17 protein-coding genes are annotated in these 13,515 nt (G+C 70.1%); 3 read left to right on the top strand and 14 right to left on the bottom strand.

All coding sequences use genetic code 11. The annotated features are described in order from the left end of the window. Nucleotides 1-182 precede the first annotated feature (182 nt). The gene (locus ACWIGU_RS21675; RefSeq protein ID WP_454403172.1) at nt 183-1,031 is read left to right on the top strand and encodes a L,D-transpeptidase family protein; all 849 of its coding nucleotides are present in this window, start codon (nt 183-185) and stop codon (nt 1,029-1,031) included. A 255-nt stretch (nt 1,032-1,286) separates the two neighbouring features. On the opposite strand, the gene ACWIGU_RS21680 is transcribed toward ACWIGU_RS21675, so the two are convergent. The 9 genes from ACWIGU_RS21680 to ACWIGU_RS21720 form a co-directional block, all read right to left on the bottom strand. Next, nucleotides 1,287-2,456, bottom strand: a complete 1,170-nt coding sequence (locus tag ACWIGU_RS21680; protein WP_454403174.1) for a hypothetical protein — start codon at nt 2,454-2,456, stop codon at nt 1,287-1,289. Further along, nucleotides 2,456-3,130 (bottom strand): RNA polymerase sigma factor, encoded by a 675-nt coding sequence (locus tag ACWIGU_RS21685; RefSeq protein ID WP_454403175.1) that lies wholly within the window; start codon nt 3,128-3,130, stop codon nt 2,456-2,458. The genes ACWIGU_RS21680 and ACWIGU_RS21685 overlap by 1 nt, the downstream gene beginning before the upstream one ends. A 297-nt stretch (nt 3,131-3,427) precedes the next feature. Next, on the bottom strand, nt 3,428-4,156 hold the full coding sequence (locus ACWIGU_RS21690; protein WP_454403177.1) for a hypothetical protein: 729 nt from the start codon (nt 4,154-4,156) through the stop codon (nt 3,428-3,430). Next, nucleotides 4,153-4,770: an RNA polymerase sigma factor gene (locus ACWIGU_RS21695; RefSeq protein ID WP_454403648.1), complete on the bottom strand. Its 618-nt coding sequence runs from the start codon at nt 4,768-4,770 to the stop codon at nt 4,153-4,155. The genes ACWIGU_RS21690 and ACWIGU_RS21695 overlap by 4 nt, the downstream gene beginning before the upstream one ends. A gap of 97 nt (nt 4,771-4,867) precedes the next feature. Continuing rightward, nucleotides 4,868-5,317, bottom strand: coding sequence for a hypothetical protein (locus tag ACWIGU_RS21700; protein WP_454403179.1), 450 nt, complete (start codon nt 5,315-5,317; stop codon nt 4,868-4,870). Nucleotides 5,318-5,542: 225 nt separating this feature from the next. Continuing rightward, on the bottom strand, nt 5,543-6,469 hold the full coding sequence (locus tag ACWIGU_RS21705) for a L,D-transpeptidase family protein (RefSeq protein WP_454403181.1): 927 nt from the start codon (nt 6,467-6,469) through the stop codon (nt 5,543-5,545). Nucleotides 6,470-6,597: 128 nt separating this feature from the next. Then, nucleotides 6,598-7,062, bottom strand: coding sequence for a hypothetical protein (locus tag ACWIGU_RS21710; RefSeq protein ID WP_454403183.1), 465 nt, complete (start codon nt 7,060-7,062; stop codon nt 6,598-6,600). A gap of 42 nt (nt 7,063-7,104) precedes the next feature. Continuing rightward, nucleotides 7,105-7,893 (bottom strand): hypothetical protein, encoded by a 789-nt coding sequence (locus ACWIGU_RS21715; RefSeq protein ID WP_454403185.1) that lies wholly within the window; start codon nt 7,891-7,893, stop codon nt 7,105-7,107. Nucleotides 7,894-8,137: 244 nt separating this feature from the next. Next, entirely contained in the window at nt 8,138-8,356 is a 219-nt protein-coding gene (locus ACWIGU_RS21720) for a hypothetical protein (RefSeq protein WP_454403186.1), read from the bottom strand. A 118-nt stretch (nt 8,357-8,474) separates the two neighbouring features. Between ACWIGU_RS21720 and ACWIGU_RS21725 the strand changes: the two genes are divergently transcribed. Then, nucleotides 8,475-9,302 carry a helix-turn-helix domain-containing protein gene (locus ACWIGU_RS21725; RefSeq protein WP_454403188.1) on the top strand — a complete coding sequence of 276 codons (828 nt, stop codon included), beginning with the start codon at nt 8,475-8,477 and terminating at the stop codon, nt 9,300-9,302. Continuing rightward, the gene (locus ACWIGU_RS21730) at nt 9,286-9,588 is read left to right on the top strand and encodes a DUF397 domain-containing protein (protein WP_454403190.1); all 303 of its coding nucleotides are present in this window, start codon (nt 9,286-9,288) and stop codon (nt 9,586-9,588) included. Before ACWIGU_RS21725 ends, ACWIGU_RS21730 begins: the two co-directional genes overlap by 17 nt. 9 nt (nt 9,589-9,597) lie before the next feature. On the opposite strand, the gene ACWIGU_RS21735 is transcribed toward ACWIGU_RS21730, so the two are convergent. The 5 genes from ACWIGU_RS21735 to ACWIGU_RS21755 all read right to left on the bottom strand — a co-directional run bounded on the left by ACWIGU_RS21735 (nt 9,598) and on the right by ACWIGU_RS21755 (nt 13,112). Continuing rightward, a complete protein-coding gene (locus ACWIGU_RS21735) occupies nt 9,598-10,167 on the bottom strand; it encodes a DinB family protein (protein ID WP_454403192.1) in 570 nt (189 codons plus the stop codon). Next, nucleotides 10,151-11,131, bottom strand: coding sequence for a hypothetical protein (locus ACWIGU_RS21740; RefSeq protein ID WP_454403194.1), 981 nt, complete (start codon nt 11,129-11,131; stop codon nt 10,151-10,153). The genes ACWIGU_RS21735 and ACWIGU_RS21740 overlap by 17 nt, the downstream gene beginning before the upstream one ends. A gap of 12 nt (nt 11,132-11,143) precedes the next feature. After that, on the bottom strand, nt 11,144-11,704 hold the full coding sequence (locus ACWIGU_RS21745) for an SMI1/KNR4 family protein (RefSeq protein ID WP_454403196.1): 561 nt from the start codon (nt 11,702-11,704) through the stop codon (nt 11,144-11,146). A gap of 73 nt (nt 11,705-11,777) precedes the next feature. Beyond that, nucleotides 11,778-12,668: a hypothetical protein gene (locus tag ACWIGU_RS21750; protein WP_454403198.1), complete on the bottom strand. Its 891-nt coding sequence runs from the start codon at nt 12,666-12,668 to the stop codon at nt 11,778-11,780. 138 nt (nt 12,669-12,806) lie between these two features. Continuing rightward, nucleotides 12,807-13,112 carry a hypothetical protein gene (locus ACWIGU_RS21755; protein ID WP_454403200.1) on the bottom strand — a complete coding sequence of 102 codons (306 nt, stop codon included), beginning with the start codon at nt 13,110-13,112 and terminating at the stop codon, nt 12,807-12,809. Nucleotides 13,113-13,515 lie beyond the last annotated feature (403 nt).

The following is a 13,515-nucleotide window of genomic DNA, read 5'->3' on the forward strand; positions in this document are numbered from 1 at the left end:
CGGACTGTAGCGGCGCGCCTGCTCGCGATGGAGAGCCGCAGGCTGGGACCTTGCTCACAGCCCGTCCTTCACCTTTACTCCCTCCCACAATGCGCGGCATTTACGCCGAGTTCGCAACCGGACGCGCGCGGGAAACATCTCTGTTGGCACATCGGACGAGTGACGAGACTGCGGGGGCCCGGATGCGTGCGACCTTCATGCGTGGATCACTCGCCGTCGCCGGGGTCATCGCCCTGGCCGGCGGCTGCAGGACACAGGCCGTCGACACGGGGGGCAAGCAGCCGCCGAGGGCGGACGGCTCGGCGTCGCCGGCCCCCTCCGACGACGCGAAGGACGGGGGCGCGAACAAGCCGGGTGCCGCCCCCTCCCGCACCCCGTCGGTGAGACCGACGCCGCCGCCGAAGGTCCTCATGGCGCGCGGCGCCAGCGGCGGCAAGGTGCGCGAACTCCAGGCCCGGCTGCGGCAGATCGCATGGCTCTTCGAAGGTCCGAACGGAAAGTACGGCCCCGCGACGACCAAGGCGGTCGAGGGTTTCCAGGGCAAGCGGGGCCTGCCGCGCACGGGGAACACGGACACGGTGACGTGGGCGCGGCTGGTGAAGATGACGCACACCCCGACGCGCGACGAGCTGTACGCGGCCGGCGGGCAGCCCGCGGCGAAGCCGGACCTGCGCTGCATGACCGGCCGCGTCGTCTGCATCAGCAAGACCAGCCGCACGCTGACGTGGATGATCGACGGCAAGGCCCTGATGACGACGGACGTGCGGTTCGGCTCGCAGTTCACGCCCACCCGCGAGGGCGTCTTCAGCGTGTACTGGAAGTCCCGCCACCACGTCTCGACGATCTACCACACGCCCATGCCGTACGCGATGTTCTTCAGCGGCGGCCAAGCGGTGCACTACTCCGCGGACTTCGCGGCCCGCGGCTACAACGGGGCGTCGCACGGGTGCGTGAACGTACGGGACGAGGGGAAGATCGCGTCTCTGTTCGCGCAGGTCCGCACCGGCGACAAGGTCGTCGTCTACTGGTGACCTGCCGAGAAGTGGAGTGGGGCGCGGGCGGGACCGGGGGAACGTGTCCCGCCCGCGCCAGTGGCACAGAGCCGAAGGTACGGGGGGAACCCGCGGCTCGTGCACGGCCGATGACCAGTCGGCTCACTTGTTACTGCGCCCCGCCGTCCAAAAACGTCACACCCGCCTCGGAATTTCTTTGTCTCCGCAGGTCAGGGGCGGTTCAGAGCAGGTCTGATCAGATCTGAGCGAGCTCAGGAACGGCTGAGAACCGACTCAGGGCTGTGCGGGCTCGGCGCTGTACGAGGCCGAGGCCGAGGCCGTCGTGGACGGCGTCGTCGGCGCGTTGTCCGAGGCGTCGCCGCCGGGCTCGGACGGGACCCACGAGGAGGTCGGCACGGCGCCGTTGACGCCGCCGGAGTCCTCGCCGTTCTGGCTGTCCTCGTCGCCGTCCTTGCCGCTGTTCTTGTCGTCGCCCTTGGTGCCGTTGCCGTCGTCGCCGCTGAGGGTGTCGTCGGCCTCGCCGAGGACACGGGCACAGAACCGGTCGGGGTCACGGTCCCGCCTGTTCGTGGCACTGCGCTTCGCGGCGTCCTTGAGGCGCTCCGTCTGAGAGTCGTTCAGGCCGCCGTCGCGGTACTTGCGGCAGGTGTCGACCAGGCGCTGCCGCCAGGCCTCCTGGTCCGCGGCGTCCGATGCGCGCGGGCCGGTGCCGGGCCGCGTCGTCGTCGGGCCGGGCCGGTCCGCCGTGCCGTCCTGGGACGGGGCGTCCGAGCCGGGCCCGGGCGAGCCGTCGGGCACGGCGCTGCCCGAGCGTCCGCCGTCGGTGTCCGAGATGTCGGGCGACGGGGAGGCGAGGGGCTGTTCGGGAGACGCGGCGGCGGAGACGCTGGCGGCGGGGCCCGGTTCAACGCCGCCGAACGGCGACGGGATCACTCCGGTTCCGGCCGCGACGGCGACGCCGCCGATCATGCATCCGGCGAGCGCGGCGGCCATCCCGAACCGCACCGGGCGGCCCCAGCGGACAGGCCGCGCGCCGGGTCTTGCGAGGCGGACACTGCCGACGTCGGGACCGGCGGGCCCGCCGGTCCCGGCGTTCGCGTTCGCGTCGTTCGTGTTCGCGTTCGCATCGTTCTCCCGGCCCACGGGTACGCGGAGCGAGGAGACTGGGGCGAGAGCCCCCCGGGGCCGGGCATGGCGTGCCTTCAGGGGCACGGCGCCCGGCTCCTGCGCGCCGGATTCGCGCGCCTTGCGGAACGCGGCCAACGCGGCCGCCTCGCCCGGCAGTTCGCCTCCGTCTACGCGTGTCACGGCAAGTGCGTCGAGTGTCCCGGCCAGACGGGCGGCCCGGGCGCGCGTGACTGCGTCGACGGCTTCCAGGGGCTCACCGCGCAGCAGACGCTCGGCCGCGTCCCGGTCCAGCCACTTGTTGTGCTCGTCGGCCATCACATGTCCTTCTGCGTCCGCGTCCGCGAATGCGTCACACCGGCGGACGTCACCGCGTGCCCGCGCGGTTCTCTCGGGGGCGGTACGGCGTCGAGACCCGCGTGCGCCGTCTGCGCATGCGAACCCTCCGCGCCGAGCAGCTCGGCAAGGCGCTTGAGGCCGCGGTGCGCGGCTGTCCTGACGGCGCCCGGACGCTTGCCGAGCGTCTGGGCGGCGCTCTTCGCGTCGAGCCCGACGACGACGCGCAGGACGACGGCCTCGGCCTGGTCCTGCGGGAGCTGGGCGATGAGCGCGAGCGTGTCACCGGTGGCGAGGAGTTCCATCGCCTCGTCGGCGGTGTCGGATACCGCGGGCCGGCCGGTGAGCTCGGTCTCGTCCCCGCCGATTGCGGGCCGGCGTCCCCGCATGCGTATGTGGTCGAGGGCGCGGTTACGGGCTATGCGTGCGGCCCAGCCGCGGAAGCGGTCGGCGTCCCCGCTGAACCGGTCGAGGTCCCGGGCGATCTGCAGCCAGGCCTCGGACGCGACGTCCTCCGCGTCCGGTTCACCGACGAGTGTCCGTACGTACCCGAGCAGCCGTGGATGCACCGCGCGGTACACAGTCCGGAACGCGGTCTCGTCCCCGTCCTGCGCCGCATGCACCGCGGCCGTCAGCTCCGCGTCGTCCCCCAGCACTGCGCCACCCTTGCGCTTACGTAAACCCTGCGCCGCTCACCGACGCGAACCAGCACGCTACGGGCTGATACGGCTCCCGTCCATGTTTGGTACAACCCGCAACTAGCACGTGACACAACGCGGTGTGACACAAAGCGCACGCGCGGCGCTGAAGGTAGTACGGGCCGCCGCGCGGCCCGTACCGCGCGACGGCCGGGGCCTCTCCTGTGGGGGGTGGCGGCCTCGGCCGTCCCGGCGGTGCTCTTCGGGGCGGGCGCGCCGTCGCTCGCCCGCGCACCCTTGCTTGCCGGGATTCGGCTAGTTCCTGGAATGCTTCGACCGGCTCGGCTTCGGGCTCGGGCGCCCGTTTTGCTGACCGTCGGCTTTCCCGTCGGCCGCATTGTCGCTGCCCTTGATGCCGCTGCCGGTCTCCTGACGGGCCCGCTCCGCCTCGCAGTACGCGTCCACAGAGGCCTCACCGCCCGCGTCCGCGAGGAAACGCTGCCAGGCAGGCGAGTCGAGCGCACCGCCCCGGTTCCGTACGGATGCGTAGGCATGGCACTTGGCGAGGGTGTCCCCGGCCTGGTCCGGGTGGCCGTCGGACCGGCCTGGCGCGTGACGCCCTGACCCGGCGGGCGCCGTGGCGGATGGCCGGACCTGGTCGGGCGTGGACCGCCCGGGGGTGCCGGAGGCGCTCCGCCCGGGCGTCGGCCGCTGTTCGGCGTCATCACCCGGGGCGTCCCCGCCCGCGCCGATCCCGGCCATCGCGACGCCGCCCAGCGTGACACCCGCGACCAGTGTGCCCACGGTGGTGCGCAGTGACCAGCGAGCGAGACCGCGCCGGCGCGGACGCCAGTCGTCGCGGCGCCGCGGCCTGGCCGAATGGGCTCCCCGGTCGCGGGCCTCGCGGAATGCGGCGACGGCCTGCTCCTCGGCGCCGTCCCGAGGCCTCGCGGAACGCACCGCGGCCCCGAGCAGGGCTTCGAAGCCCTCGGCAGTGGCCGGGCCGGCCGGCTCGCTCTCGGGCACAAGTGGGTTTTCAGTCATCTCGACTCCCCCAGCGTTGTGGGGCCGTCATCCGTCACACCTCGCGCGCCGAGCCGGTCCGCGAGCTTCTTGAGGCCCCGGTACGCGGCGGTCCGCACGGCGCCCGGGCGCTTGCCGAGGACGCGCGCGGCGGACGGCCCGTCGAGCCCGACGACGACGCGCAGCAGCACCGCCTCGGCCTGGTCGCGCGGGAGGTCGTTGATCAGCGTGAGCGCCTCTGCGGTGGAGATCGTCTCGAGGGCCTGGTCGGACGTGCTGTGGGTGCCGGGGAGTTCGAGCATGTCCTGTTCGAGGCCGGAGGGGCGCGGGCGCACCTTCTGGCGGCGCAGCAGGTCGAGGGCGCGGTGGCGGGCGATGGTGGCGGTCCAGCCGCGGAACCCGGCACCGTCCCCGCGAAAGCGCCCGAGGTCGCGGGCTATCTCCAGCCAGGCGTCGGAGGCCACGTCCTCGGCCTCGTCGCCGACGAGGCCGCGCAGATAGCCGACCAGCCCCGGCTGCACGAGCCGGTACGCGACCGCGAACGCGGCCTCGTCCCCGTCCTGTGCCCGCGCCACGGCCGTGCCCAGCTCCTCGTCACGCGCGTGCGCGCGACGGGGCTCCCCCACCTGGCCCAACCGTTGTCCTCTTCGTACGTCCGCGTACCGGCCCGACGCGACACAGGTCATCGTGTCCATGCCCCCATGGTCATCAGCGTCCCGGCCCACAGAAATGTCACAGGGCGGCGCAAGTCCTTCCCTTGCCGCGGTCGCCGCCGCGCCCGTGGAGCGTCAGATAGAAGGTCAGGAGGGATTCCTCGCGGCCGAGTTCGAAGCGGTTGACGACTTTGCCCAGAGGGTTCCACACGCGCCCGTCGGGCATGCGGACGCCGGCGGGCTGGCCGAAGTAGAGGCGCTGGGCGGCGTCGAAGTCGACCCAGACGGCGCCGGCCCGCCGCACGAGCACCTCCCCCACGTACGCGCCGATGCCGAACAGGGCCCCCGTAACGGACGCCCGGTCCGAAGTGCCTTTACGCAGGCCGTCGATGAGGAAGTCCGCGACGCGGAGGCTGGCGACGGTGTAGTCGAGCGGGAGCCGGTTGCGCGCGGTGGCGTGCGCGACGAATCCCGCGGCGTGCCGCCGCATGTCCGTCGCTCTCGGCTCGGGTTTGTGGCCCACTCCCATGATGTCCGCCCCTCGTTCCGGTACCGGGGAGCCGCCTTCGCGACTCCCCGCATGGCCCAGCGGATGACGTCACCGAAGCATCACGCGTCACACACATGTCGCTTCTCACATGACCAATTCGCAAAGGCAGTACAACCTTTGAGGCGGCTGTGCGTCATGCGTGTGACCAGAATGCGGAGGGACCCGGGGGCTGGGCCATGAGCGGGGGCTTCGGGGCCCTGGGTGTCAGCCGATCGCGATGCGCGGATGCGCGCCCGGCTGGACCCAGCTCATGATGCGGTCCATCGTGGCGCGCGGGACGGAGACGCAGCCGGCGGTCGCGCCCGAGCCGTTGACGTGGAGGAAGATGCCCGCGCCGCGCCCCGGCACGGCGGGCCAGCGGTTGAAGTTGATGACGAGCGCCTTGGCGTACTGCGTCGGGTAGTTGATCAGGTGCTCGCTGCCTCGGTCACCGCTCTCGGCGAGCGGGAAGTCCGCGCCGGCCGCGGTGTGCATCGAGTTGTAGAACTTCGACTCCGGGTCCTCGACCCACCATTGCGTGGAGTCGACGCGCGTGTAAGGCATGTTCGTACCGCCCGCCTCGACGCCGAACCCCTCGGTGAGGGTGTACGTGCCCGAGGGCGTCGTGTACGTGCTCTGGCGCCGCGTGGCACCAGGGACCACACCGTTGGATCCGACGCGTCCCGCACTGGTGGAGACGACCGACTTCCAGCCGGCGGATCCCTTGGCCCAGGCGGTGACGGTCGCGTACGAGCCGCTGGACTTCACGGTGATGACCTGGGTGGCATTGCCCACCTCGACAGGGACGGGGAAGTCGGGCGCGGAGCCCGGGGCGGGGGCCTTGGACTGGGTGGCGGCGGACTTGGCCGGGGAACCGGCGGAGGACGTGGCTGAGGCGGACGCGGAGGGGGAGCCGCTCGGGCTCGCCTTCTCCGACTTCTCCGGCTTCTTCGACTTCTTCGACTTCTTCGATGCGGAAGGCGAGGCGGACGTGGATGCCGGGGCGGACGCGGCGCCGGCGTCCTCGGCCCGCACCTGGTGTGCGCCGGACGGCCCCGGCTTGTCCTGGTGCCCGCACGCGGCGGTGGCGGCCAGCAGAACCACGGTCCCTGCGGCGGTGAGTCCGGTACGAAAGCGGGAAACGGGCAGCACGAAGAGACCCTTCGAGTGGGCTGGTGTGGGGAGGCGGCCCGTTTATATAGGAGCCCCTCACCCGCCCGCGACCCGGAAGACATTCCGGGCGCACCCTTCAGAATCCGCCCGACTCCTCCAGCCGGCGATCAGTGGAGGTAATCCGCCAGCGCGGCGCGCGCCGGCGCCGAAAGCCGGTCCACCGCCATGTCCTCGAGCGTGACGCGCAGCGTCTCCGGCTGCATGAGGGGGATGGCCGCGACGAGGAGTTCCTCACTCGCGTACAGCGGCTCCACCAGCTGGTAGAACGCGGCGGACGCCACGGACTGGGTCGAGTTCATGAGCAGGTTCTCGGTGAACTCGGCGCACCGGCCGAGCAGTTCGGTGTCACGCTCCGCCTCGGGCGTGAGCAGCTCGGGCCGGACCAGGTCGCGGAAGACCACGTCGCGCAGGAAGTCGTAGAGATCGAACCAGCCGAGATCCCCGGAGACGGCCTGTTCCGCGGACATCCCCGCCACGGCCTCGATCCCGTCCCGGGACTCCGGGACCATGATCAGGAGGAGGCCGGGGATCTGGTGTCTGCCGATGCGTGGCCCGGTCCCTGTCGAAGTCATTTCTCGGACCTTACGCGCTCCCCTGTCCTGGACCCGACCTGGTCACCTGCCCCCGATGGCCGTCCCGCGGTGCGGGCGCGGGTACATCAGCACCGCCGCGCACGCCATGGCCGGGAGTCCGACGGCAGGCACCGTCCACCACGGGATGCCGGTCCACACCGCCGGGAGCCCCACCCCGAAGCAGACAGCGATGCCGGTGAAGAGCAGCCGCCTGCCGTAAGGGTCCCAGGTGAAGGGCGCGTGGGCGCGAGGCATGACAAGGCGCACCGCACCGAACGAGAACGCCTGAGCCGCGAAGAACGCGGCGAGCATGCCCATGGCGGCGTTCATCTGGAGCTCGTCGCGGGGTGCCTGGGAGCTGTTCTGCCGGACGCCGTCCTTGCTGAGTACGACGATGTCGCGGCGCCAGACGGTGGCCGTGACCCGGTCGCCGGTCTCCAGCCGCTCCAGGAGCGGCCCCGGGTCACCGAAGTCCACGACTCCCTGCCAGGAGTGCCCGTCCTTCAGCGTCGCCGTATAGGTGGAACTCTTCCCGCCGTTCTTGATCACCGTCTTCACGACGGTGAAGTGCCAGGTGCTCAGGCAGTCCTTCCGCACCTGCGCCGTCGCACGGGCGGGGCACGGCTCGGCTGCCGCGTAGTCCCGGTAGCGGTCCCTGTCGGAGGGCAGCCACCAAGCGAACGCGATGTAGCAGAGCACCGCCGACACCAGAGCCGGCAGGATCAGCAGCCCGCCCACGAACCGGGTCCAGCCCGCCGACCGCCGACGGGCACCGCCCTTGTCCAGCCGCCCGCCCGTGCCCTGAGCCGTAGCCCTCGCCCGTACCGTCATGGCCCACCCCCTCCGCCCTATCCTCCGTGAGCCGGAAACGGGGACACAACGAGGTCGGACGGCAGTCCACAGCAGGTACCGGTTTCCGCATCCCGGCAAACCGCCCACCCGGAGCGGCTCTACGGCCGGGCCGCGCCGTCAGCCACTCGCCCCCGCAGGCACTCGCCGGTGTCGCCAGCTCCGGAGGCGTGTTGTCGCGCCTACGGCACCGCAACTTGCGCATGCGAACCATCACTTGACGTCATCACCACTGCCCGCCGTATCTCTGCGCACGCTCCCGCAGCCACGCCCGCACCCAGACCTCTTCACTTTCCGAGGCCGGCCGCAGGTCTCGCGCCGCGATCGTCGCCACGAAGTACACGAAGCGCACGCGCCGCGACTCCCCGTCGACGCCGAGCACTTTGCCGGGCCCGTAGACGTCCGTACCGGTGTGGGCGACGAACGCGCCTTTCCCGTGCTGCATCTGCACCGCCTCTCGATATCGCTCTGTGTATGAAACCGATCACAGAGTGAGGTCGTCGCAGCTAGGCTCGCCAGTGGGCCGAGCGTGACAACGCAAGTCGCACATACGGGAGTTGCGGATGGCGATCGAGGACAATCCCGGTTCCCGGACGAGTTACGGGGAGTACCTAAAGGCGCTCCGTGATGCCGCAGGCCTCACCCAGGAGCAGCTGAGCGAGCAGGCGATCATGTCTCGCTCCCACATCGCCCACATTGAGGCGGGGCGTCGCAAACCCTCCCTCGATGACGCACGACGCCTGGACAAGGTTCTGAAGACGGGCGGCATCTTCGAGAAGTTTCTGCCCAGCCAGGGCGAGGGAAGCGTCGCTGAACACTTCGCTGAGGCACTGGAGTTGGAGTGGCAGGCGACGACGATTCGGGTGTACGGCCCCAAGCTGGTCCCCGGAATCCTTCAGACCAGGGATTACGCACGTACTGTCCTCGACTCCGGGTATCCGCCGAAGACGGTCGAGGAACGTGACAAGCTCCTCGTCACACGTCTCCAACGCGCTCAACTTTTAGACCAGTTCAAGTCGCCAGTGGTCTGGACACTGCTCGACGAGGCCGTGTTACGTCGTCCGGTAGGTGGCCCGAGCACGATGTGTCAACAGCTCCGTCACATTGCCGACTTGAGCGACAGTCACCGGATCAGGCTGCACGTGTTGCCGTTCTCGGTAGGCCTGCACGCGCTTCTTGAGGGCTTCGTCTCGTTGATGTGGTTCGAGGACCAGCCGCCCGTTGCCTATGTGGAAGGTCTGTCGACCGGTCGGGTACTCGAATTCCCGTCCACCGTACGGGCCTGCCAGGTGGCCTACGATCACGCCATGGGCGATGCCCTGTCACACCGCAAATCTCTGGCGTTGATCAGGTCCATCGCAGAGGATTACGAGCATGATGCACAGCAATGAGCCCCTCCCCCGAATCCCCGACGCTTCAGTACTGACGATGTGGCGCAAGTCCACATACAGCGGCGGCGACAGTGGCCAGTGCCTCGAAGTCAGCGACGCCTGGCGCAAGTCCAGCTACAGCGGAGGCAGCAGCGGCGACTGCCTCGAAGTCAACGACACCCCCTGCGCCGCCCACATCCCCGTACGTGACAGCAAGAACCCTCACGGCCCTGCAGTCGTGTTCACGAGCGGAGCGTGGACGGCGTTCCTCGGGGCGGTGAAGGCCGACGCCCGCCCGCGCCACTGAGCGACGGGCCTACTGGCCCACCCTTCCGTCGACGCACTCGCGCAGCAGGTCGGCGTGGCCGCAGTGGCGGGCGTACTCCTCGACCCGGTGCACCAGCAGCTCCCGTACCGGGATCTCGACCTTCCCGAGACGCTCGCCCAGATCCGCGTGCCCGGCCAGCGCGGCGTCGGTCGCGGCCTGCTCGCGTTCGAGATCGGCGTACGCGGCGTCGATCACGGCCTGCTCGGCGACGGCGCCGTTGAAGTCCCCGTCAGGCTCGCCGTACAGCTTCGGCAGCGGCTCACTGTCAGTGATCCAGTTGAGCCAGTCCCGCTCCGCCTCGGCGAGATGCCGGAGCAGGCCGAGCAGTGACATCGTCGACGGCGGAACCGACCGCCGGGCCAGCTGCTCCGGGTCCAGGCCCTCGCACTTCATCCGCAAGGTCAGGCGGTAGTCCGACAGGAAAGTCTGGAGCGTCGCCAGTTCGCCTTCGGCACTGACTCCCTCGCTGCTGCGGGGGTCGTCGTCCGGGTCGGCCCACATATCGGGGTAGACGGACGCCTGGCTCCATCGTGCGGGTTGGTCAGTCATACGTCGCATGGTCGTCGGTGGGGGCCGGGCCCGCCACTGATTTGCCGAGCTGGTCCTCGTTCTCGTAACTCTGGAACCAGTGCGTGTCGTAATAGCGGGCGACCGAGTGCGGATGTGAGCGCTCGGTCAGCATGCGGAAGACGAACTCGGCGGCCGTGCCGTCGAAGCGGGTCCAGGTGTCCGGGATGTCCTCCGACGCCAGGACGGGCCAGCGGTCGGGGTCGTCGCCCTCGGTGAGCCAGTAGAACCGGTCCGCCTGCTCGGACGAGCCCCACTCCAGGAGTCCGCCGGGCACCGGATGGATGCCGTACGGCTCCCACAGGCTCGTGCCCGAGCGGGCCGCGAACCCGGCCAGATACTCCGCGTGCTCCACGAAGTCCATGCCGGGGACGTCGGACCCGGGAACGTAGAGGGTGAGGAAGCCGTCGAAGGCGCCGTATCCGAAGATCTCGGCGAGCTGTTTGAAGTCCGTGGGCAGCCGGGTGCCGAGCCGCGCCTCCACCGCGTCCCAGTCGACCGTACGGGCCTCACCGGCCCACCCGGTCACGGCGACGACTCGCTCGACCCACGTGGCGTCGGCAGGCAGCCCCTCCACGACGGGCACGGCCCGCTCGGCGACGAGGACGACATGCTGTACGTCGCCGCCCATCCGGACCGTCCCGGCCCCTATCCACGAACCGGCGTGTGCCCAGGCCCGCATGTCGATCACGTCGGTGCCGAAGGGCGCGAGCAGGGGAAGCCCGGTCGTCGCGTCCACGGTGGGATCGGCGAAGCCGCGCAGGGCGAGACTGCGGGAGGACCCGTACCGGCTGCTGATCCCGTCCACCACGCCGGCCAGGTCGAGTTCATCGGACAGGGCCACGCAGACGTGCCCGGCGCCGTGCCCCGTCTCGTGGCACTTGAACAGCTGCGGGTCACTGCCGACCAACCGCGTAACGGTGTCGACCAGTTCGTCGCGCTCCGTGAATTCCATGAATTCCTTCGCCTAACTCAGGCCCAGCACCTCCGGGTTACTGCTGGGGAAGTTCCTGGGCATGCCCGGCACATCGATGGTGCGCCCGTACACGCCGGCCAGGAACTCGACGGCGCCGACCGGGAACTCGAACCACTCGGCGTTGTCCGTGCGGACGACCACCGGCCATGCGTCCGGGTCCGCGGGGCTCGTCTTCCAGTACAAGACGTCCCCCGAATTGGAATCCCCCCAGGAAATCAGGCCTCCCGGCTGCGGATAGGGAACGTAGTCCTCCGTATCGCCCATCTCGTACAGATCCTGAAGGATCTCGTCCTCCCTGGACTCGGACGCCCATGACTCCTCGGTGCCGGGTCGGGGAACGGACACGCTCAGGAAGTCGTCGATGACCAGAACCGGATACGCCTCCGCCAAAGAACGGAAGTCCGAGGGCAGCGCCGTCCCGAGGACCGCCTCAAGGGCGGCCCAGTCCACGCCGCGCCCCCCAGGCACGCGCCACTGCGTCATCGCCGGAAGCGCGGCCTCCAGCTCTTCGACCCTCAGCATGACGTCCGCCAATCCGGGCTGCTCACCCAAGCTGTTTCACTGTGTGGCGCGGGAGTTCCGGTCAGCCGACGAATCCGCGCGTTCAGGCCGGGCTGAGTTGCCTTCAGCCCGCGCCCACGGGACGGCTGATGCTCCCCTTGAACACCCCGCGGTTCACCTCGCTCACGTCCTGCCGGTAGGTGATGTACCCGCCGTCGTGCGGAATGAGGAAGGTGAACCCGAGCCGATGGGCTTTGATCCGCCCGGTCCCGGCGTCCAGGGTCAGCGTCTCGTTGAGCCGGGCGAGCGTGATCCGGGACTTGCCGGTGGCCACGCCGGCGGCCTGGAGCTGGGAGAGTACGGAGTCGAGCTCGCGGACGGCGGTCTTCACGTAGGCGCGGTCCTGTACGTCCTTCAGACTCGAAGGCTGAAGCCTGACTTGAAGCTCTGCCGTGTCGCCCTTCTTCACTGCGACGACGTCCTTGTTGCCCGCCTTGAGATAACCCCGGTACGCGTCGATGGCGGCCACCGAGTCCTCGACCTTGTTCTCCATCGCGGGGTCGGTGGAGACGCCCTTCTGCCAGGCGGCGGTCCCCTCCTTGACGTAGGTCGTACCGCCGACGACAAACACCTTCTCCGCCTTCCGTACACCCTTGCTGCTGGTGATGACACCCTGCGAACGGAGGGCCTCCGGCTTCGCGGTGCGCGACACGGTGGCCTCGTAGGACGCGCCGCTCTCCTGCTCCTGGAGCGTGAGGGCCTCGTCGCCCTTCACGGCGAAGGTCCAGCCGGGTTCGGCGGCCATGGCCCGGTCGGCGAGGTCGAGGAAGTCGGCGGGGGTGGCGGGCACGGGGGCTTTCGCCTCTCCCTTCGCCTTCTCCTGCACCTTCGCGTCGGCCTGCTTCGTTGCGGTGGGCTTGGCCGCGTGCGCGCCGCCCACCCCCGCACCGCAACCGGCCAGCACGACGCACAGGGGCGATATCGCCGTCAGATATCCCAGTCGAAGTCTCTTCACTTTCCGCCCTGCTCCTCGTCCTCGTGCCTCTGGAACCAGTGGGTGTCGTAGTACGCCTCCTGCATTCGCCCTCGCGCGCGTCCAAGCAGGCGATTCACCGGTGACTCCTCCGACTGCCTCGGGGAAACCGGGCCGGTTCTACAGCACGCCGCCCTCAGCGCGCGAGCGGCCGGATCTTTCGGACATCGCGACGCGTGGGGCCACCCGCGGGGCGTCGTCCAGCGCCCCGGTGAGCCGCGCACCCATGAAACGGAACTCCTCCACCGGCACGTCCGGCTCCACCAGAATCTTGCGGGCGTGGCCGAGCAGTTCCTCGCCCAGGTCGAGCTGCATGACCTCGACCTCGTCGGCGAGGCGGGCGAGGGGGCCGTCGCCGTCGCTCGACAGGTAGCACGGCTTCCCTTCGGGCGTCTTCCACGGGAGCAGTCGCATGTTCTTCGTCATGCGCACCACGCTGTCGGTCACATATCCACCCAGGCGTGGAGATCGGCCCAACAGTGCTGTGGGGTAGGCCGGTTGTGCGATCCGTGCGATCGCGCTCCGTGCCTGTGCGACGTGCGTACGAGGAGACCCGATGCCGTCCAACGACCATCCCCCGCCCGCCCTCCTGATCTTCGGCGAGCAGTCGCGCTACCTGAGAAACCAGCGGGGGATATCGCGGGGCGATCTTCATCGACGGCATCGCCGCAGGTCGGGCCGGAGCCTGACGGAGCGGGGACCGGTGGGGCAGGACCAGCCCCGAGCACACCGGTCCCCGCCCGCCCAGGCACTCTCCAAAGAACTGAACCCAAAGAACTCTCTCCCCCTCCCCCACCCTGAACTCCTCACCCGATGGGGTGAGTTGGTG

It is taken from the genome of Streptomyces sp. NPDC055400, assembly GCF_053644375.1.

Excerpts from the sequence above, each read along its gene's own strand:
- ACWIGU_RS21730 (WP_454403190.1), top strand. The coding sequence starts at position 9,286 with ATGATGCACAGCAATGAGCCCCTCCCCCGAATCCCCGACGCTTCAGTA.
- ACWIGU_RS21755 (WP_454403200.1), bottom strand. The coding sequence starts at position 13,112 with ATGACGAAGAACATGCGACTGCTCCCGTGGAAGACGCCCGAAGGGAAG.
- ACWIGU_RS21710 (WP_454403183.1), bottom strand. The coding sequence starts at position 7,062 with ATGACTTCGACAGGGACCGGGCCACGCATCGGCAGACACCAGATCCCC.
- ACWIGU_RS21690 (WP_454403177.1), bottom strand. The coding sequence starts at position 4,156 with ATGACTGAAAACCCACTTGTGCCCGAGAGCGAGCCGGCCGGCCCGGCC.
- ACWIGU_RS21735 (WP_454403192.1), bottom strand. The coding sequence starts at position 10,167 with ATGCGACGTATGACTGACCAACCCGCACGATGGAGCCAGGCGTCCGTC.
- ACWIGU_RS21725 (WP_454403188.1), top strand. The coding sequence starts at position 8,475 with ATGGCGATCGAGGACAATCCCGGTTCCCGGACGAGTTACGGGGAGTAC.
- ACWIGU_RS21675 (WP_454403172.1), top strand. The coding sequence starts at position 183 with ATGCGTGCGACCTTCATGCGTGGATCACTCGCCGTCGCCGGGGTCATC.
- ACWIGU_RS21680 (WP_454403174.1), bottom strand. The coding sequence starts at position 2,456 with ATGGCCGACGAGCACAACAAGTGGCTGGACCGGGACGCGGCCGAGCGT.
- ACWIGU_RS21720 (WP_454403186.1), bottom strand. The coding sequence starts at position 8,356 with ATGCAGCACGGGAAAGGCGCGTTCGTCGCCCACACCGGTACGGACGTC.
- ACWIGU_RS21700 (WP_454403179.1), bottom strand. The coding sequence starts at position 5,317 with ATGGGAGTGGGCCACAAACCCGAGCCGAGAGCGACGGACATGCGGCGG.
- ACWIGU_RS21740 (WP_454403194.1), bottom strand. The coding sequence starts at position 11,131 with ATGGAATTCACGGAGCGCGACGAACTGGTCGACACCGTTACGCGGTTG.
- ACWIGU_RS21715 (WP_454403185.1), bottom strand. The coding sequence starts at position 7,893 with ATGACGGTACGGGCGAGGGCTACGGCTCAGGGCACGGGCGGGCGGCTG.